Raw genomic sequence first — 20,621 nt, forward strand, 5'->3', positions numbered from 1 at the left:
ACAATTTCAGCCCTTATTGTATCCTTCAAACAGCCAAAACTAAACGTCAATCTTCTATAAACCAATAACTTTCGTGTTTGCGAGCCGTTGTCACTTCAAAGCCATCTTTATATATACTCACAGTAATTTGCCCATCACGTGCAGTCACATATTGTTTAGCATTTATTGCTTTGTAGCGTGAAACTACACTTTCACTGGGAAATTGCCACTGTCCTTCAAAGGCTGTTGAATGAATAACGGTGTGCGGATTAACATGGTCGATAAATTCCATGCTAGAAGACGTATCACTACCGTGATGAGGGCTTAAAACCACATCGGCTTGCAATGAATGAGTTTTAATAAGACTCAGCTCACGCGCTTTAGAAATGTCACCTGTTAATAGCATCGTAAGTTGTGGCGATTTAACTAATAACACACAGGAGTTATCGTTTTCATTATCATATTTATCACTCGAAAAACTACTGATATGCAAGTCATTAAAGTTATAGTCCAAAGAGTTACATCGCGTGGTAATGCCATGTGGATGAAACCGTTTAAAGCTATCACCAAACCCTGCTTTAATAAAATGAGCAGCCCCTCCTGCATGGTCATTATCTTGATGGCTTATTATGGAATCACTAACAGTTAAATTGTGGGCTTTTAAATACGGAATTAACACACTGTATGTACGGCTAAATCGGTTGAAGTAGCTAGGTCCAAAGTCATAAACCAATGCTTGATTATCTTTTTCTAGTAATGTCATTAGCCCGTGCCCCACATCAAACACATGTAACTGCCAAAGCGGTTTAGGTAAAAACATGTAATCAACCAATGCGACGAACAAGGGAATAATTGCCAAGCGTTTAAACGGGCTAAACCACGCTATTAAAATAAATATATAAGCCGCAATTAAATACAGCGTGCGTGGTTTCGCTATATCTAACCACCTGTATTGCCAAGGTATAGCATCCATATAATCAAGTAAAATGCGCAGCATATTATCGAACAACACTATAACCGGCGTTATATCTACCACCGTGCTAATAATCGTAATTAGCAGCAAACATGGCATAATTACTACGCTCAATAATGGAATGGCTACTAGGTTAATAATAAGCCCTACAATACTCACACCACTAAAATAAATAAGGGTAATAGGCATAAGCGCAATAAACAAAGCAACCTGAATAATACACAGCGCCAATAGTACGCTAAGCCAATTATATTTCGTTTTAGGAAGTCGTTTTATAACTAGATAAATAATTGCAACAGCAATAAAAGAAAAATATAACCCGGGGTTTAAAACATTAAAGGGGTTAATAAGTAATACCGCGACTAGGGCATATAATATGCTTCGCCATCTTAATGGCTGTTTAGCCACAAAGTACAGCACCCAAGCGCATGTTAACATTATAAAAGCGCGAGTGGCTGAGAGTAAAAAATCACTTAAATACACATAAATAAATGCAGCTAACCAACCGGTAAAACTATAAAAAAATGTTAAGTTGATGGACTGTGCTACTCTAACTTTCAAAATGTATACTGTGTACTTACATAATAAATAAAAACAGCTGAATATAAGCCCTATATGTAACCCTGAAATTGCTAATAAATGGCTCAAGCCTAAGCTTTGCATCGTTTGCTTATTTTCAAAGGACATAAGAGACTTGTCACCACTTAATAGCGCATAATAAAGCCAATTAAGTGATGTTTTTTGAAATGTGCGTTTTAAAAATTCTCTATACTTAATAATTATTGAAGGAGAAGCCCCATGCAAAATACTGAGTTGTTTATTCAGTACTTTCCCTTTGAATAGTATGCGTTTTTTAAATGCATGCACGTTGTTATCAAACACGTTGATATTTTTTATTGTTCTAAATTCTTTCAACGCTATTGCTGCATCAAAGGTATCACCGTGCTTAATAAGTTGCTCAGAATCGACACTTAACATCGCTTTTGGCGCTTTAAATTTATGTATTTCATCCCCATTAAGCTTTAATAACGTTGCTTTTATATACTGGGGTTGCTTTGCTGAGATGACTTCATCGACATAGATTGTGGCTGGATAAGCGTAGTTATTTTCAACATTTGGCAACTTATAGCTATAAAACAGGTAAAAGTGCACAACAATGCAGCAAATAGCTAAAATAAACCCTAACAAAACATTTAAAAACGGCTTAAAATAGGCGCTCGCAATAAGGACAGATATTGTGATGACTGTAAACTCAAGGGTTTGATAATAAAATACGGTTGAAATACAGCCAATTACAAATCCAAGACTAATCCACACTGAAGTAAATGGTTGCTTGAAATGCCTAAGAAAACGATTCAACGATTTTTACCTGATCCTAATAAAATTAGGCATCATAAAACACTTAGAATATTCGGCCGCCTATTACAAGACGCCAATCTATGGCATTTGAACAGACGCTCTGCAAGAGGCGCATTTGCAGTAGGTTTATTTTTTGCGTTCATCCCTGTTCCTTTTCAGATGGTTTTAGCAGCCGCAGCAGCCATTGTTTTTAGAGTAAACTTACCTATTTCTGTTGCATTAGTATGGCTTACCAATCCACTAACAATGCCGCCAATATTTTATGGCTCATACCTTGTAGGTACGCTCGTTTTAAACCAACCAGAGCAGCATTTTGCATTTGAAGCCAGTTGGGCATGGTTTTTAGAAAGTCTTTCTACCATAGGCCCTGCATTTTTAATTGGCTCATTGGTTTGCGCTTCTATCGCTTCTGTTATTGCTTATTTTAGTATTGATATTATTTGGCGCCGCTCTGTGCGAAAAGCATGGCTTGCGCGTAATCAGTAAATTATAGACGAAAAAAAACCAACTTTTATAAGTTGGTTTTTTATCAACAGACTTAAGCTAAAATCTAAATACTCTTCGCAAGCCAACAAGCGGTAACAACAGTAGTGTATACCACGGGAAGCTTGCAGAGCTTCTTTCATAAAGCTCTTTTTCAATAGCGGCACAGTCTTCTACTTCGCCATCAATAGGTGTAAGTTTTACTGCAACAGCGACACTCTCGTACTCAATATTACCTTCAATATCGGTTTCTACATTACCAAAGGTATCGCGCTTTTCAACGGTTTTAGTAGCTACACCAAAGATTTCATTATCTTCATTAATAACCTTGGCTTCTGCCATCGTGTAGGCGTAGTCTGTTTCACCATCTGCTTCGTAACAAGGGAGCAAATCGTTTAGGTTGGTAATTTTATCGTCACCAATTTTATAGATAAACGCTTCTTTACGGCGGCTGTTTTCAGATGTACCCACTTCGCCTTCACCAACAACATATCCTTGGTTATTAATGTCATTGCCATAAGCACTTGAGCTATTAAAGTAACCAGTAGGGAAAACGGTATTGCCCGTACTTATATCATGATAGAAAAACTGATCACGAAGTGTGGTTTCAATACGCTTTGAAGCATAACCAACAATTATATCGTTGTCGTTTACTGCAAGTGCTTTACCCGAAAGCCAATCGTCTTCTTGGTCTATAAAATTAAACACGTCACCATTTTTAAAATACACAGGCATTGTTAAAATCGTGTCGTCGTTTTTATAGTAGCGAGCGTTAGACGAGCCTACAATTGTGCCATTGTTATTAAGTGCAAGCGCAGTGCTTGTAAAGGCAAAATCGTCATCATCTTCTGGTGTTAAGGCCAAGCCCAGTATTTCAGTAGAAGTGATATTAAATGCTTCATCAAGCTCCCACTTTACCGCACGCTCATCAAATACGCCTGTAGTAACACTCGAATTTAATAATTGTACACATGTAGAGGTTGGTTCGTCTTCGTTATCACAGTTATCTTCAATATTATCAAGACGATCTTCAGGAATACCTGTAGAAACATAGCCAACTACCGTATAGCCGTCGTTTGTTTTTATAATATCGTTAGCGCGGCTAGTACCGCCGTAATCGTCAAAATCAGGAACTAGCTCAACCTTTTGCGTGCCATCTTCAGAAATAACAATACCGCGTTCTATAAAGTCATGAGTAAACCATGTTTCTTCTTCATCTTCACCATCTGGGGTAAATGAAACTTTATCGTATGGTGCTGCACTCCAGCCAACACTCACGCCATCTTCGCTTACCGCGTTATAAAAGTTACTAATAGAACGTGTTAAACCATCGTAATCAACCGACTCTTCGTCAAATAAAACTTGCTCAGTAACATTGCCATCGTCAAATTTAATACCCACTACCGCACTTAGTTTTTGGTATTCAAAATCAGTGGGTCTGCCAGCTAAAAAGCTGACCATAAATGAATGTGCATCGGCGTTATTAAAAACAGCATCGTTATTTTCTATATCATCAAGTGTAAACGTGATTTCTTTATCACTTAATTCAAAATTGTACTCTTCACTGTCGTATGCATTTTCAATCACGCTTTCGGTAAAGTCGATATAGCTTATATCGATTGGTAAATTATACAATCCGTTGGCAGTACCAATAATGTGCCCGCTTTCGCTTACGTCAGTTACGTAAGAATGTTTAGCGCCGTCAAGAGTACCTAGTTCTGTTAACTCATAGGTTGCACTTAATGCAGATGTACTCAATGTCGCTAAAATACTGGCAGCGAGTAATTTATATTTCATTTTAATCCTTACTACTGATTCTGTAATTCTTCAAGTTCTTCCCAGCGCTCAAACGCGGCTTCAAGGTCAGACTCAAGTTTTGCTAAATGGTTCAATGCATTAGTGGTAACGTCACTATCTTGTTTGAAAAAGTCAGGATCGCTCACTACAGCTTGCTGCGCTTCTACAGCGGCTTCAAGTTGTTCCATTTTATTGGGTAGCTGCTCTAATTCAAGTTTTAATTTGTAAGAAAGCTTAGTACTTTTGTTTTCAGGTTTTTTAACAGAAACAGGCGCAGGTTTTACGTCTTTTTTTGGTGCTTGATGCTGTTTTTCTTGCTCGGCTAAATAACTTAAATAAGCTTGGTAATCGGTATACCCCCCCACCATATCAGTTATTTTACCATCCCCTTCAAACGCCCATACACTGCTACATGTATTATCAATAAACTCACGGTCATGGCTTACTATAAGCACAGTTCCTTGATACTGATTAATAATTTCTTCGAGTAACTCTAATGTTTCAATATCCAAATCATTGGTTGGCTCATCGAGTACTAAAATATTGGATGGTTTTAAAAATAATTTCGCGAGTAAAAGCCTATTTTTTTCACCACCAGAGAGTGCTTTTACAGGTGTACGCGCACGTGCCGGGGGAAATAAAAAGTCTTGCAAGTAACCAAGTACATGACGAGAGCGCCCGCCCATCATTACCTCTTGTTTACCCTCGGCAACGTTATCTTGAACAGTAGCCTCTTCATCAAGCTTTTGTCTGTATTGGTCAAAGTAAGCAAATTCAAGGTTCACACCTTGCTTAACATGCCCACTATCAGCTTCTAACTCACCAAACAGCAGCTTGAGTAGTGTTGTTTTACCAATACCATTTGGGCCGACTAAACCAATGCGATCTCCCCGCATAACAAGGGTAGAGAAATCATCAGAAATCACTTTATCTTTAAATGCATGATTCAAGTGCTTTGCTTCAAATACTAACTTGCCTGATCTGTCTGCCGTTTCAATATTAAAATCAGTTTTACCTACTTGCTCTACACGGGCTTTGCGTTCAACACGTAGCTGTTTTAGTTCACGTACACGGCCTTCGTTGCGTGTACGACGCGCTTTAACCCCTTGACGGATCCATGCTTCTTCTTCAGCTAAACGCTTATCAAAAAGCGCATTTTGTGTTTCTTCTACTTTTAAGTCGTGCGCTTTTTGTTCAAGGTAGGTTGCATAATCTCCAGGGTAAGATATAAGTTTACCGCGGTCTAAATCTAAAATACGCGTTGCAACAGCACGAATGAACGCACGGTCATGGGATATAAATACAATACCGCCTTTAAACTCTTTTAAAAACTGCTCTAACCATTTAACGCTGTCTACATCTAAATGGTTAGTTGGCTCATCGAGCAACAGTAAATCAGGCTCGCTGACTAATGCCCGAGCTAAAGCAACTTTACGCAACCACCCACCCGATAGTGATTCTAACTTAGCATCTGGGCTAAGCTCTAAACGCGTTAATACTAGTTGAATTCGCGAATCAAAGCGCCAACCGTCACACGCTTCTAATTCGTTAGATAATCGCTCAAGTTTATTTAGTAATTTGTCGGTACAATCAGTTTGTAGTTGCGTGCTCACATGATGATAATCAATTAATAAATTGGCTATATCAGGCATGCCTTGCGCTACGTAATCAAATACTGAGCCGTTTGCCCCTTTAGGTGGATCTTGCTCTAAACGAGAGATTTTAATGCCACCTAATTGGTTAATTTCGCCATCATCTAAAATTACTTGGCCATCAAGTACTTTTAAAAGTGTTGATTTACCTGCGCCGTTTCGCCCTACAATACAGACGCGCTCGCCACTTTCAATAACCGCATCGGCATTATCTAATAATGGGTGGGTGCCATAAGCTAACTGCGCTTTTTGTATTCTTATTAAATCCATAAATACTGCTCTTTTATTCTTGCGCTAAAAATTCATGCACTGTTTGTGCATCAAACGGCCAATACAAAAGTTGGCCAGTTTTGCTTTCAAATACAGGAATACTTAACTGAAAACGCGCTAATAATTGCTCATCAGTCATAATATCGGTTAATTGAAGTGTGTTTTTATTACCTAAAACTGATAATAAAACCTGCTCCGCTTGCTCACATAAGTGACAGCCATCAGTGTGGTACAAAACAAAACTAGCCATGGGTAATCAACCAGCTGTTGTGTATTTTTTTATTCCGTTTGAAGTCAGGTGATAACGTTTTGTCTGAAATATTTTCAGCTTTTAACCCCAAGCCCATTAAACCTACTTCATCCATTACAAAACCACGTTTGTTATTAGAAAAAATTAATGTACCCGACGGGCTCAAGATTTTTTTAACCCAAGTAAGTAATTTAATATGATCGGTTTGCACATCAAACGCATCTTTCATTCGTTTAGAATTAGAAAACGTTGGAGGATCTAAAAATATTAAATCGTATTGGCCTTGAGCGTATTCTAGCCATTTTAAACAATCAGCCTGCTCAAAACGGTAACGAGTATTGCTAATATCATTTAACGCAAAGTTATCTTGGGCCCACTTGAGGTAGGTTTTTGATAAATCAACAGTGGTAATTGCTTTTGCACCACCGAGTGCCGCGTGCACAGAGGCTGTACCTGTGTAGGCGAATAAGTTTAAAAAGCGTTTGTCTTTTGCATTTTGCTGAATATAACGACGCGCTAAACGATGGTCTAAAAATAGCCCTGTATCGAGGTAATCAAACAAGTTTACTTTAAACTTAGCGCCAAACTCTTCCACCACCATAGTACGGTTTTGTTTAGCCATTGGGGTATACTGCTCTTCCCCTTTTTGTTTTTTACGCACTTTAACGGCTATGTTTTCAGGCGCAATGTTTAGCTGCTGTGCAGTTAAGCTAATCACATCTTGAAGACGCTTTTCTGATGTTTTTTCATCAATTTCTTTCGGCGCTGCGTATTCAAAAATAACAGCAGAGTCGCCATAAATATCAACCGCTACGTTGTACTCAGGAATATCAGCATCATAAACGCGATAAGCTTGTACTTCGTTTTGTTTAAGCCAATTTTTGAGGCTCTGCTTATTCTTTTTTAGACGATTAGCAAACGACATTGAGCCTTCAAAATTAAGCGCCGGTTTGTCGTCACTTGTCAGGCTTACTTGTTTATCATCTAACTGATATAAATTTAGTTCTACATCTAATGGGCCATTTTTAAATTTATAACGCTTTTGTTTAACCAGTTTTAACAGCTTAAATAGGCTTTCATCCATGCCTAGTAACGCAAGCTTCCAATGATTAAAGTGCTTTTTAAAACCCACTCCCATGCTTCGGTGTAAATTTACCAGCTCGGCCATAGAACCAATACGCTCACCGTACGGTAAGTTAGAAATTACCACGCCAGGTAATTTAGCGACAGAGGTAAGCTTAGTCGCATCACTTTGCTTAAACTTAATAACATTACCCAGCTCTGCTCGCTCAGCATTGGCAATGGCTTTATCAAGAACTTGCGCATCGTAATCATGGCCAATTAACCACAATTTAGGATCGGTAATTTGTGCAATTAATTCCTCACGCAGTTGTTTAAATTTAGCCGCTCTAAAACTGGGTAGACGCTCAAACGCAAACCCTTCTCTAAATAAACCAGGTGCTTCGTTACGAGCCATGCCCGCCGCTTCTATTAAAATAGTGCCGGCACCACAACATGGATCAAATAAAGGTTGATTTACATTTTCAAGCCAACCACTGCGTTTAATAATCGCTGCCGCTAAATGCTCTTTAATTGGGGCTTTACCTTGGCCTTGGCGATAACCACGCTCAGATAAACGAGGACCCGAGTAATCAATATACAGAGCAACACCATGACGGTTTAAACGCGCAACAACACGCACGTTGGCATCTTGCTTATCCACATTTGGGCGCTGTTCGTATAAATCATTAAAATAGTCAACAATTGCATCTTTAATTACCAAGCCTGAGAACTGGGTATTTTTTAAAGCGTCGTTGGTACCAGTAAAATCAACAGCAAATGTTTGTGTTGGTCCAAACCATTCTTGCCATGGCTGAAATCGAGCAAATTTATACAGGCTATCTTTATCATTAACGCCTTCTTTTTCTTCAATAAGCATCAGCACACGTGTTGCATAACGAGTTGATAGACAAACCTTTTGCGCCAATGTTGAATCTGCCTCAAAGCGAACAGAACCCACAGTTTGTTTAGACACGGCAGCGCCTAGTTCTGTTAGTTCATCAACAAGTAAATTTTCGATTCCGATAGAAGTAAGTGCGATAAATTGCAAAGTAATAACCCTTAATAGCTAATTGCGCAGGATTATAACATAGGTTGGCTGACAAACACTTGATAAACGCAGCTCGATTTATAAATTTGCTAAGCTGATTTACTCTGGTATTGCTCAAGTAATAGAGGGTGAACGCGGTTGTTTAAAACGCGGATAACTTCAAATTGCTCAAGAGACAAATTATCATCAAGTTTGAATGTTTCATTAAGGTTTAGGCAAATTGACGCATCAGGGCAATGTTCAACAATTAAAAACTCACCAGTTTGTGCTTTTGAGGTAAGTTTAACGATGGCTTCTGTACTTGGCTGGGTGCCAGTGTACTCTTCAAAAAACCAACTTTTAGCCAGTACCGGTTTTAAGTGAAATTTTACAGCAGTGGCATTGAGCGCAATTTGGCAAATTTGTGCAGGCTTATACAGCTCAAAACCATCTAAGTAATTGTATACTTGCTCATAAAAAGCAGCATCTTCTAAGCTAAAACGCGGGTTTTCAAATACACAGTCGGTGAGCTGTCTTAATTTATACGGTGTGCATAATTGCATATCATCATTTAAATCAAGTAGTAAGCGGTTTTTATTTGCACATGCAATCCACTGCCATTGTTTTGTTGCTTGTAACATTTGCCTCCTCCTTGTTTAAAAATTTATTTTTAATTAAGACATTAATATTAGATTATAACGGCTTTTGACCATTTTTAAAACATTTGTTTAGAACATTTATTGAACGATCAAAAGCTTACATAACTGATCCTTATAAGGAATCAACGATCGATTTTACCAATTGTGGCCCTTTGTAGATGAACCCAGTATAAACCTGCACTAAATTTGCCCCAGCATTTAACTTTTCTTGAGCGGATTGCGCATCATCAATACCGCCTACACCAATGATGGGTAATTTACCTTGTGTTAAACGTTTCAGTTCGCTAATTACCTGCGTAGAGCGCGCTCTTACAGGGCTGCCAGATAAACCACCGGCCTCATCGGCGTATTGCTGACCCATTACTGCACTGCGTTCAAGCGTAGTATTTGTGGCAATAACACCATCAATTTTATTATTTAAAAGTGACTCGCTTACCTGCTCAATTTGTATTTCATCAAGATCTGGCGCTATTTTAACCAGCATAGGTACTTGCTTATTATGTTTGGCAATTAAATCGAGCTGCTCATTTTTTAAACTTTTCAATAGATCATCAAGTGCAGCGCCATATTGTAAATCACGCAGACCTGGCGTATTAGGAGAGGATATATTGACAGTAATATACGAAGCATGCTCAAACACTTTACGCATACAATGAATGTAGTCGTCTTTGCCTTGCTCATTTGGAGTATCTTTATTTTTACCAATATTAATACCTAAAATACCGGTGTATTTGGCATTTTTTACGTTATTAACTAAATTATCAACCCCTTTGTTATTAAAGCCCATTCGGTTAATAATGGCATTTGACTGAGGTAACCTAAAAATACGCGGCTTATCATTGCCTGCTTGCGGGCGCGGGGTAACTGTGCCGACTTCTACAAAACCAAAACCCATTTGGCTAAAGGCATCAATACATTCAGCGTTTTTATCTAAACCTGCAGCTAAACCTACAGGGTTTTTAAACTCAAGGCCTAAAAAGTTGACTGGTTTATCTTGTAATTGTTGAGACCAAGCTGCGTTTAAAGGGGTGTGAGCAAAACGGCGTAAGTTATTAAGTGCAAACTCATGTGCCCATTCAGCATCTCGGGTGAACATAAAACGGCGGGCTAGATCGTAAAACATGAATTGTTCCTCTTAAAATTACAGACAAAAAAATACCTCAGACTAGGCTGAGGTATTGTATAACAATTTTAACAATTAACTGATTATTTACTGAATAAATAACCCATTAAAGCTAAATTATTTTCCTGAAGTATCACAGTTGTGGCTTAACAACATCAATTCGCGCAGTGCAACTGAGAACTTAGCAAAGTCATGGCTTTGTGACGTTTTAAACTCAGCTAACATTTGCTTCCAACGCTGTAACAATAGATCTTGGCTTGCCATCCACTGATCAATTTGATTATCAACATCGTTTTCGTCACCTTCAAAGCTGTTTAGCACAACATGAGAAAGTGTACGTTGTTGCCAATCAAGCTCTTCACGGTACGACGCTCGAGCTAGTGCTTGCCAATGGTTAGAGACAGGCTGATTAGTAATTTGGTCTAAGAACCAGTGTAAGCCCATACGCGAGCCAAGTTTAAAGTAGGTATTAGATACCATCGCCACGCTGCGGCCAGAATTATGCGCTATTTCAGCAATATCCATAACAGAAAACAGGCTAGAAAGGTCAATAATACGCTTAGCGATTTGCTTAGGCACACCTTTCTCTGCTAGCTCGTTAGCCTTACCCGCAAGGCATTCGTGCTCTTTATCTTGCATGTACGTATTTAAGTTTTCGCTTAAATCTTTAAACGTGGGTGCAAAGAACTCGATTGCTTGTTCAATTGTTTGTGATTTATTACGATGACGTAAGAACCAGCGTGTTGCACGGCGAACAGTACGACGTAGTTGGTACAACATTTCTGTTTGAACTGCAGCTGGGATTTTATTATCTAGCGCGCTGATTGATGACCAGGTTTCACGCATTTCAAAAATCTCACTCGCAATTGAATAACACATTGCGATTTCCGCTTCGTTAGCACCGGTCTCTTCGTTCATGCGTACCATGAAGTTTAAGCCCATATCATTAACGATATTGTTCGCCAGTTTTGTCGCAATGATTTCTTTACGCAGTGGGTGATTATCCATCGCGTCGTTAAATTTTTCACGCAGTGGACGCGGGAAAGACTTAACTAGTAGCTGACGGTAATAAGGGTTTTCAGTAATTTCATCTGTTACTAACGACTCTTTAAGCACCATTTTTGCGTACGAAACTAATACTGAAAGCTCTGGACGTGTTAGATCTTTTCCTGCTGCCGCGCGCTCTGCCAGCTCTTCATCAGTTGGTAAAAACTCAATGGCACGGTTTAGGTTACCTTCTTTTTCAAGGGCATGAATAAAGCGGATCTTTTCTTTAAGCGTTGATGCACCTTTAGACTGTGTAATCGACAATGTATGTGTTTGACGGTAACAATCTTTAAGTACAAGCTCAGACACTTCGTCGGTCATAGAGTAAAGTAATTCATCACGTTGTTTACGTGTTAAATCACCTTCTGAAACTAAGCCGTTAAGTAAAATTTTAATATTTACTTCGTTATCTGAACACGCAACACCGCCTACGTTATCAATAAAGTCGGTATTTACACGCCCGCCTTTGGCTGCAAACTCGATACGCCCTAATTGGGTTGCACCTAAGTTACCACCCTCACCTAAAATTTTAGCGCCAAGGTCTTTACCGTTTATGCGCAGCGCATCGTTTGCCCGATCGCCTACATCAGCGTCTGTTTCGTGGCTATTTTTAATGTAAGTACCAATACCACCGTTCCACAGTAAATCAAATTCCATCATTAATGAGGCTTTGATTAACTCGTTCGGTGTCATGCTTGCTTTTTTAGTGCCCAACATTTTTTTCATTTCTGGGCTTAAAGAAATCGACTTAGCTGCGCGCGAGAAAATCCCACCACCCGCTGAAATCAGATCTTTATTGTAATCTTCCCACGATGAACGAGGCAGGTTAAACAAGCGCTCACGTTCTGGGTAAGACGTTGCTGCATCTGGTGTTGGGTCTACAAATATATGCATGTGGTTAAACGCAACTTGCAAGCGAATGTGCTTAGACAATAGCATGCCGTTACCAAATACATCGCCGGCCATATCACCAATCGCAACCACAGTGAAGTCAGTAGTTTGACAGTCAATATCCATTTCACGGAAGTGACGTTTAACAGACTCCCATGCACCTTTTGCTGTTATGCCCATTTTCTTGTGGTCATAACCTACTGAACCACCTGATGCAAACGCATCACCTAGCCAGAAGTTGTATTCGTTAGCAATACCATTAGCAATATCAGAGAAGGTAGCTGTGCCTTTATCGGCTGCAACTACTAGGTATGGGTCGTCTTCATCGTGACGAGTTACATTAGCTGGCGGTACAATTTCACCTCGCTCAATGTTATCGGTAATGTCTAATAAACCACGGATGAAAATTTTGTAACACTCTTGACCTTCTTTAATAAAAGCTTCGCGTTCACTTGGTAGTTGCTTACATACAAAACCACCTTTAGAACCTACAGGAACAATTACAGTGTTTTTAACTTGTTGCGCTTTTACTAAGCCCAGTACCTCAGTACGGAAATCTTCACGACGGTCTGACCAACGAAGACCACCACGCGCAACTTTACCACCACGTAAATGCACCCCTTCTACACGCGGAGAGTATACAAAAATCTCAAATGCTGGCAGCGGAAGCGGCATATCAGGAATTAAGCTAGGCTGTACTTTAAACGACACGTAAGATTTAAACTGACCTGTTTCATCTTTTTGGAAGTAGTTTGTACGCAGTGTTGCCACAATCATATCTACATATAAACGTATAATACGGTCATCATCAAGGTTCGCTACGTTTTCAAGCTCTAAGTAAATTTGTGCACTTAATTTCTCAAGTGTTTTAGGGCTTGCAGGGCTTTTAACCGAGAATTTTTTAGCAAATAAGTTAACTATTTGCGCAGCAATATGCGGGTAGTTTGCAAACGTGCTCTCAATATAAGTTTGCGAGAAGGTAACCCCAATTTGGCGCATGTATTTTGCGTAGGCACGTAATATAGAGGCTTCACGACCTGTTAACCCCCCCATTAATACTAATCGGTTAAAGCCGTCGTTTTCAAGGCGGTTGCCCCATACATTAGTTAATGCAGCGCGAAAACGAGCGGAAATTTTATCAAAGTCGGCCATTCCTTTGCTGTCAATCAGCATAGAGAAGTCCATGATCCAATTGATACGACCATCACTTGTTTTAACAGAATATGGCGTTTCACCAACAACACGTAAACCAAAGTTTTCTAGCATTGGCATAACATCAGATAAGTGAATTGGCTCATCTTTATGGAACAAGCTTAGGCGTACAATATTGCTGTTAGCCTCTTCTTGCGGACGATAAAACAGCATTTCGAGCTTGTTTTCGTCTGTTAGCAACTCTAGCTTTTCAATATCAACTACCGCAGCACTAGGAAGCACTTCATCTTTGTATGAACGTGCAAAAGCGTTGCAGTATTTACGATTTAAATCATTACCGCGGGCTTCACCTGCAGACTCTAACAGTGCAGATTGTAATTTATCTTCCCATGTACGGGCTGCTTCTACTAAGTTGTTTTCGATGTCTTTCACGTTATATTCGATATTGTTATCTGTCACACGAACGGTGTAATGAGTACGCGCCAGTGTTGACTCAGAGAAATAGGTAGTAAATTCGACTTTTTCGTCAGAATTAAAGGCGTTAGCTAAAATGTCTTGTGTTTCTCGGCGCAGCGCTGTGTTATATCGCTCACGCGGGACATACACCATGCAAGAGAAGAAGCGTCCGTAGGCATCTTTGCGAACAAATAAGCGACACATGTCACGTTCTTGTATTTGTAAAACACCCATTGCAACTTCAAGTAACTCGCTCTCGCGAGCTTGAACTAATTCATCACGTGGGTAAGTTTCTAAAATATTAAGTACCGCTTTGTATGCATGGGTGCCTTTAGCAAAGTCACACATATCCATAATGCGGTTAATTTTAGTTTTTAGAACGGGCACATCAGCTGCACTGTTGTTATAAAAGCTTGATGAGAATAAACCGATAAACCGGTCTTCACCAATCACATTACCTTCATCATCAAAGCGTTTAATACCTACGTAATCTATGTACGCTGGGCGATGAACGCGCGATACTGAGTTAGTTTTTGTTAATACTAGTAAGTTGCTACTAAGGGCCTCTTGGCGCGCAAATTCAGGTAATTCAGATAATAAACGCGTATGCTCATCAGTTGAGTTTTTCATCAAACCAAGGCTTGTGTCCATTTTACCTTTTAACTGGTAATCACCTTGTACAGGGGTAAGCTCGTACTCGCGATAGCCCATTAACGTAAAGTTATCTTTAGCCAGCCAATCTAAAAACTCTACGGCTTCAGATACTTCGTTTTTGTTTTTATTATGCTTACGTTTTGGTACTTCTTTAGTAACAGAGACTAGTTTTTCGCGAATTGGCTGCCAATCATCTACTGCAATAGAAACATCAACCAATACAGATTCGAGTTCTTTTTTAAAAGAGGCAATAACAGATGCATCAGTTTGGCGGTCAATCTCTATAAAGAATACTGTTTTAGTCGAGGTTGATTCTTGCTCTGCTTTTAAATTCGATAAGCCAGAGATTTTCGCGTTATCACCGCGCTGAATTTTTAGTGGGCAGTGAAGTAATAAGTGAGAAGCTATATTTTCACGAGTCATAGCCATACGAACAGAATCTACTAAAAATGGCATATCTTTAGCAATAATTTCTACAATTGTATGTGATGACTGCCAGCCATCTTTTGCTACTTCAGGATTGAAAACGCGAATTACTGCGTCGTCCGTGGTGTTTTTTTCTAGTGCATTCCAAAGGCTGAGTGCAGCACCGTATAGGTCACTATCATTGCGATTTGCCAAATCCTCTTTAGACATGTTGCTGTACAAGGCTTTGGCGAATTTCTCAACGAGTAACACATTATCAGCGTGAACTTTTTTCTGGATAAGCTTACAGACATTATCTAGGATAACCGAGGCTTGGCCTTCATTTCGTGTCATTGTATGTTCCTTAATCTATTACTGCTTTTAGTTAAGCAGAATATTTGTACAGCCATTTATTAGCGTGGAGTCAGTTAAATTCTAACCCTTTTAGCGCTAATAAACAGCCTTTTCGATGAAAACATTTTAAGCATTTCAGCTATTTGGTCATCTATTCACAAAATATAGATATAAATGACCATTACTGGTCATTTAGGAGCACAATTATTCACTTTATTTTTTCTGGTCGGTCCACAGTAAACTACCAATTGCAGGCAATAACAGCACTGCACCTAGCATATTTACTAAAAACATGAAGGTAAGTAGTATTCCCATGTCAACCTGAAACTTAAGATCAGAGAATATCCACGTACTAACACCTATCGCCAGAGTAATACCCGTAAACAAAACAGCGCTGCCACGCTCAACAAGTGCATTACGGTACGCCACACTCAGCGGCACGTTTTGCTTGAGTTGGCCCATCATTGACGAAAGTATATAGATACCGTAGTCAACACCAATACCCACACCCAGAGCTATAACAGGTAAAGTAGATACCGTTAAGCCAATTTCTAATTGCACCATAAGCGCTTGTGCTAGCGTTGATACGATATAAAGTGGTAATACCACTGCTATAGTCGCTTTTACGCTCTTAAAGCTTAACAAACACAAAATGATAACCGCGCCATAAACGTATAGCATCATCGGAATTTGCGCCGCAGAAACAGACTCGTTTGTTGCCGCCATTACTCCAACAGGACCCGAGGCTAATTTAAAGGCTAACTTATCTGTGCCTTCTTCTTGCGCAAATTGCTTAACACGTTGAATAACGGTATCGATTGTATTTGCTTTGTGATCATCTAAAAATATAATCACTGGCATAACTGAACAATCGCCATTAAGTAAGCCTGTGCTTGTTTCTACACGGGCAGTTGATTGTACTAAGCTGGCTGAATTACGCGGTAAGCTTTGCCATTTTAAGTTACCTTCGTTGTAACCTGCGTTAACCGATTGCGCCACAGAGCTTAAGCTCACAGCCGATTGCACGCCAGGCACATTTTCTACCTTGTACTGAAAACGGCTAATACGCGCCATCACATCGTGCTCTGTACACGCTGCAGGGTAAGCCTCAACTATCACTTTTAATATATCTGATGAAATAGTGTATTTGTCCGATATTAAAAAAGTATCCTGATTGTAGCGAGCATCTTGGTGCAGTGAAGGCGCACCTGCATGTAAATCACCTATACGCATTTTATCGGCTTGCCAGTAACCTATTGCAAATAACACTAGCGTAAACCCGATAATAATTTTTGCGGTTTTAGGGTTTGTGGCTTTTACCAGTAAATCGCGTATCGCATCTAGCATATTAGGCTTTTGCGAATCGCCAGATTGAATATGCACAGTATTGGCAAAATTCATATACGAAGCCCACACAGGCAATAAAATCAGATTAGTAAATATAATTACTGCTACACCTAAACTAGCTGTTATAGCAAGTTCACGAATAATACCAATATCAATAGTAAGTAGGGTTAAAAAACCCACCGTGTCAGAAAGTAGCGCAATACCACCGGGTACAAGTAATGCTCTAAAGCTTGACTGACAGCAAATACGGGTACTTTTGCCCTCGCCTACTTTTTTACCAATGGCGTTTATCATCTGCACGCCGTGGCTTACACCAATCGCAAATACTAAAAACGGTACTAATATAGACATAGGATCGAGCCCAAAACCTAAACTCGACAACAAACCCATTTGCCAAATTACGGCAATAATTGAACACGCTATAGGTAAAATGGTGAGCTTTAAACTGCCACAAAATAGCCATACCATAATAAAGGTAAAACCAATGGCAATAGCAAAAAACAGTACAACCCCTTTTGCACCTTGAGCGATATCGCCGGCCATTTTGGCAAATCCAATAATATGAATACTGACTTTATCTGTACTTAAAGGCTCTCTAACTTGCGTTTCTAACTTTTCTGCAAATGCAAGAGTATCTAGTTTTTGCTGTGTTTGAGGGTCTGTTTCAAGTAGTTGAGCGGTCACCATTGCACACGAGTAATCGCTGGCAATCATTCGCCCTACTACTTTTGCTTTTTCAATGTTTTCTTTTACAACCGCTAAGCCTTTTTGATCAGCTTTAAAGTTTGCAGGAATAATGGGGCCGCCAGCAAAGCCATCTTCAACCACTTCGACAAAACGCGCACTAGGCGCAAAAATAGAGTTAACTAATGGACGGTTTACACCAGGAATAAAATACAGTTGATCGTGTACTGCTTTTAATTGGGTGAAAAATTCGGGATTAAAAATGTTGCCACTGTCATCACACACCGAAATTAAAATGCTATTTGCGCCGCCAAATTGCTTTTCATGCTTAGTGTACACTTTCATGTATTCGTGATTTAGCGGTATATTTTTGTTAAACGAGGCGTCTAATTCAATGTGAGTGGCTTTATAGCCTAAAAAACATGTTATTAGCGCAAAAGCGATTAACATGATAGCACGGTGTCTAAACACCGCTTTTTCTAAAAAGTCTAAAAACGTATGCATTAAGGGTTCAACTCCTTCACTTTAATGCCATCTTCTGTTGCCATGACCAATTTATTATTAATTATTACCCCATCAAGAATAGCTTTCCCATCGGGGCGTTGCTCATGTGTAAGTAAGCCGTCTTTTAAATGAAAGATCACACCACTATTAGCCAATAATAACCAATGCGCGTTATTGTAATTTATGATGTTATTAACCGTGGCCGTTTTAACATTTTCAAAATGCTGCCATCGCTGTTCATTTTTATTTTTGGCAAATACATTTCCTCGAAGCCCTGCGACTATTTCTTGATCAGAGTCTGAGGCTACCGCAAAAAAAGAACCAGGGTAAATTTCATCGAGGCGTTGCCACGTTTGACCATTATCAGTGCTTTTGGCCATTAACCCCATTTCACCCACTAACATTAAACCACTGTCTGTTTTTTCAATTCGGTTAAAGTGAGGGAGTATAGATGCTGTTTCGGCTTCGTAGCCTTCGGGGTCATGGTCTTTTAAATCATTCAAATACTCTCTATCTTCACTAAAAAGTAAAGAGTCTAAAAAGCGTTTTTGCCAGTGCTTGCCACCATCACTGGTTTGATAAAACATGCCATAAGCGCCCACAGCAAACCCCTTTGAGTCATCCTCAAAGTAAATATCTAAACACGGCTTATCAAGCTCTGGCTTTGCTTGTTGTAGTTGCCAGTTTAACCCACCATCAGTGGTGTTAATTATTGTGGCATCGTGCCCACACGCCCAGCCATGGGTTTCATTAGAAAAGTCGACAGCCGTTAATAAAACTTGCGTAGGTACAGTTTGCGCTTGCTGCCATTGCTCAGCATTTTTACTTGTAATTACTGTACCGTGCTTGCCAACAGCTACTAAACTAGCACCTGTATGGGTAATATCAGTTAGTAAGGTTTTATTTGCGTTTATTGCGCTAATAGCATACTGAGGTGCATCTTGTGCAACACTCGCACCGCTTATTATCAGGCTGGCATATACCAAATACTTCATAAATTTTAATCGCCTTGAACTGAAGGATTGTTTGTCTGTTTGCTGAGGAAAACCCTGCGTGTCGTATAGACAAACGCGATGAGAAAGAAAAAAGCAGCTAACGGGTTGTTAGCTGCATATTAGGATGTTACCTACCTTCACGGCGTAGTGCGCTTGAAGTAAACTCATTATCGTTAAACGACTCTGAAAAGTCGTACATTTTTTCTTGGTTATCTAAACCAATAGCTAAGTAACGACGCGAATTTAGATCATGATACACTTCTAAAGTACTCCACTGCGTAGGTACTTCGTAGTAGTTTAAGCCATATGCCATTGCTACGCGGTAAAGTTGGTCGCGATTATCATAAATATCGGTCACTTGTACTTGCCAGCTATCTTCGTCAATGTAAAACACCCGTTTTTTATAAATATGACGGGTATCATCTTTTAAGTTAGCTTCAACAACCCATACACGGTGCTTTTCATAACGCGTATGTTCTGGGTTAATGTGCCCTGGTTTTAATATATCATCGTACTCTAATTTATCACTGTGTAACTTGTAGCTATTGTACGGAATATATAGCTCTTGCTTACCTTTTAACGTCCAGTTATAACGGTTAGGTGAGCCATTAAACATATCAAAATCATCGGTAGTACGTAAGCTATCTGCCGCTGTACCTGGTGCGTCATATGCAACATTTGGTGCACGACGAACACGACGCTGACCTGAATTATAAGTCCACGCTTGGCGAGGCGTTAAAATTTGATCCATGGTTTCGTGTACAAGTAGCGCTGTACCGGCAAGGCGTGCAGGCTCTGTCACCTTTTGTTTAAATTTAAACAAAATGTTTGAGTCTTGAAGCTCTGCAGGCGTCGCTTTAGGATCTGAATATTTAACCAATAGTTGTTCATCAAAGCCCACATAATTGTACGAACCCGATGCGGTGGGTGCAGCTTGTCCACCAAAACGCTCTATTGATTGTCCACGATAGCGTAATAAGTGATTCCAAATAGCCTCTAAGCCTGATTTAGGAATAGGAAATGGAATACCAATTGCGGTATTTTTTATTCCGTTGCCACCTTCAATAAGCTCAGCCGTTGCAGCAAACTCTTTTGTTGCATCGTATACAAACTGTGGATAAGAGGCAGAGCGGCGCGTTTCATAAACAGGCATTTTAAACGTATCTGGGTATGCTTCAAATAAAGCAATTTGACCAGGGCTTAAGTTAGCTTTGTATTTATCAAGGTTTGTTTTATCAATAGTAAACAACACTTTGTCCGCTGAGTAAGGATCAATGTGGTGCATACCAGGCTCGTAACCTTCTGGTGCAGTTGTAATACCGCCATTCCACGCTGGAATAGACCCATCAGCATTGGCTGCTTTTTCTGCGCCAAACGGCGTTAAGTCTTGTCCTAAACGTGCAACTTCTTCAGCGCTCATTTTTGCCATTGCCGCTGAACTTAAAAACATGCTACACAAAGCGGTAGCGATGAGGGTAGGTTTTTTAATCATACTAAT

Annotated in this window: 12 protein-coding genes; 1 reads left to right on the plus strand and 11 read right to left on the minus strand. The window is 39.6% G+C overall.

Annotated elements, in window-relative coordinates; all coding sequences use genetic code 11:
- Window positions 1-46: 46 nt before the first annotated feature.
- Window positions 47-2,311 (minus strand): DNA internalization-related competence protein ComEC/Rec2, encoded by a 2,265-nt coding sequence (locus tag AN391_RS14140; protein WP_055015996.1) that lies wholly within the window; start codon window positions 2,309-2,311, stop codon window positions 47-49.
- Between AN391_RS14140 and AN391_RS14145 the strand changes: the two genes are divergently transcribed.
- Window positions 2,291-2,797: a DUF2062 domain-containing protein gene (locus tag AN391_RS14145; RefSeq protein ID WP_055016018.1), complete on the plus strand. Its 507-nt coding sequence runs from the start codon at window positions 2,291-2,293 to the stop codon at window positions 2,795-2,797. The genes AN391_RS14140 and AN391_RS14145 overlap by 21 nt on opposite strands.
- A 57-nt stretch (window positions 2,798-2,854) precedes the next feature.
- On the opposite strand, the gene AN391_RS14150 is transcribed toward AN391_RS14145, so the two are convergent.
- From AN391_RS14150 to AN391_RS14195, 10 genes are all read right to left on the minus strand, one after another.
- The gene (locus AN391_RS14150; RefSeq protein ID WP_055015997.1) at window positions 2,855-4,591 is read right to left on the minus strand and encodes a DUF3466 family protein; all 1,737 of its coding nucleotides are present in this window, start codon (window positions 4,589-4,591) and stop codon (window positions 2,855-2,857) included.
- Window positions 4,592-4,602: 11 nt separating this feature from the next.
- A complete protein-coding gene (locus tag AN391_RS14155) occupies window positions 4,603-6,513 on the minus strand; it encodes an ABC transporter ATP-binding protein (RefSeq protein ID WP_055015998.1) in 1,911 nt (636 codons plus the stop codon).
- A gap of 13 nt (window positions 6,514-6,526) precedes the next feature.
- Window positions 6,527-6,763, minus strand: coding sequence for a glutaredoxin family protein (locus AN391_RS14160; RefSeq protein WP_055015999.1), 237 nt, complete (start codon window positions 6,761-6,763; stop codon window positions 6,527-6,529).
- Complete coding sequence (gene rlmKL / locus AN391_RS14165; RefSeq protein WP_055016000.1) at window positions 6,756-8,873, minus strand: bifunctional 23S rRNA (guanine(2069)-N(7))-methyltransferase RlmK/23S rRNA (guanine(2445)-N(2))-methyltransferase RlmL; 2,118 nt, start codon at window positions 8,871-8,873, stop codon at window positions 6,756-6,758. Before rlmKL ends, AN391_RS14160 begins: the two co-directional genes overlap by 8 nt.
- 89 nt (window positions 8,874-8,962) lie before the next feature.
- Window positions 8,963-9,493 carry a cell division protein ZapC gene (locus AN391_RS14170; RefSeq protein ID WP_055016001.1) on the minus strand — a complete coding sequence of 177 codons (531 nt, stop codon included), beginning with the start codon at window positions 9,491-9,493 and terminating at the stop codon, window positions 8,963-8,965.
- Window positions 9,494-9,623: 130 nt separating this feature from the next.
- Window positions 9,624-10,634, minus strand: a complete 1,011-nt coding sequence (pyrD, locus tag AN391_RS14175; protein ID WP_055016002.1) for a quinone-dependent dihydroorotate dehydrogenase — start codon at window positions 10,632-10,634, stop codon at window positions 9,624-9,626.
- A gap of 117 nt (window positions 10,635-10,751) precedes the next feature.
- The gene (locus AN391_RS14180) at window positions 10,752-15,593 is read right to left on the minus strand and encodes an NAD-glutamate dehydrogenase (RefSeq protein ID WP_055016003.1); all 4,842 of its coding nucleotides are present in this window, start codon (window positions 15,591-15,593) and stop codon (window positions 10,752-10,754) included.
- Between the two features lie 213 nt (window positions 15,594-15,806).
- Window positions 15,807-18,128 (minus strand): RND family transporter, encoded by a 2,322-nt coding sequence (locus AN391_RS14185; RefSeq protein WP_055016004.1) that lies wholly within the window; start codon window positions 18,126-18,128, stop codon window positions 15,807-15,809.
- Window positions 18,128-19,123 carry a YCF48-related protein gene (locus AN391_RS14190; protein WP_055016005.1) on the minus strand — a complete coding sequence of 332 codons (996 nt, stop codon included), beginning with the start codon at window positions 19,121-19,123 and terminating at the stop codon, window positions 18,128-18,130. The genes AN391_RS14185 and AN391_RS14190 overlap by 1 nt, the downstream gene beginning before the upstream one ends.
- A gap of 127 nt (window positions 19,124-19,250) precedes the next feature.
- Window positions 19,251-20,615: a DUF1329 domain-containing protein gene (locus AN391_RS14195; RefSeq protein ID WP_055016006.1), complete on the minus strand. Its 1,365-nt coding sequence runs from the start codon at window positions 20,613-20,615 to the stop codon at window positions 19,251-19,253.
- Window positions 20,616-20,621: the final 6 nt, after the last annotated feature.

The organism is Pseudoalteromonas sp. P1-13-1a (assembly GCF_001401875.1).
Classification (GTDB): Bacteria; Pseudomonadota; Gammaproteobacteria; order Enterobacterales; family Alteromonadaceae; genus Pseudoalteromonas.

What these genes read in the sequence shown, in the direction of transcription:
- AN391_RS14185 (WP_055016004.1), bottom strand. Translation starts at nt 18,128, where the DNA reads ATGCATACGTTTTTAGACTTTTTAGAAAAAGCGGTGTTTAGACACCGT.
- pyrD (WP_055016002.1), bottom strand. Translation starts at nt 10,634, where the DNA reads ATGTTTTACGATCTAGCCCGCCGTTTTATGTTCACCCGAGATGCTGAA.
- AN391_RS14190 (WP_055016005.1), bottom strand. Translation starts at nt 19,123, where the DNA reads ATGAAGTATTTGGTATATGCCAGCCTGATAATAAGCGGTGCGAGTGTT.
- AN391_RS14195 (WP_055016006.1), bottom strand. Translation starts at nt 20,615, where the DNA reads ATGATTAAAAAACCTACCCTCATCGCTACCGCTTTGTGTAGCATGTTT.
- AN391_RS14155 (WP_055015998.1), bottom strand. Translation starts at nt 6,513, where the DNA reads ATGGATTTAATAAGAATACAAAAAGCGCAGTTAGCTTATGGCACCCAC.
- AN391_RS14150 (WP_055015997.1), bottom strand. Translation starts at nt 4,591, where the DNA reads ATGAAATATAAATTACTCGCTGCCAGTATTTTAGCGACATTGAGTACA.
- AN391_RS14170 (WP_055016001.1), bottom strand. Translation starts at nt 9,493, where the DNA reads ATGTTACAAGCAACAAAACAATGGCAGTGGATTGCATGTGCAAATAAA.
- AN391_RS14160 (WP_055015999.1), bottom strand. Translation starts at nt 6,763, where the DNA reads ATGGCTAGTTTTGTTTTGTACCACACTGATGGCTGTCACTTATGTGAG.
- AN391_RS14180 (WP_055016003.1), bottom strand. Translation starts at nt 15,593, where the DNA reads ATGACACGAAATGAAGGCCAAGCCTCGGTTATCCTAGATAATGTCTGT.
- AN391_RS14145 (WP_055016018.1), top strand. Translation starts at nt 2,291, where the DNA reads ATGCCTAAGAAAACGATTCAACGATTTTTACCTGATCCTAATAAAATT.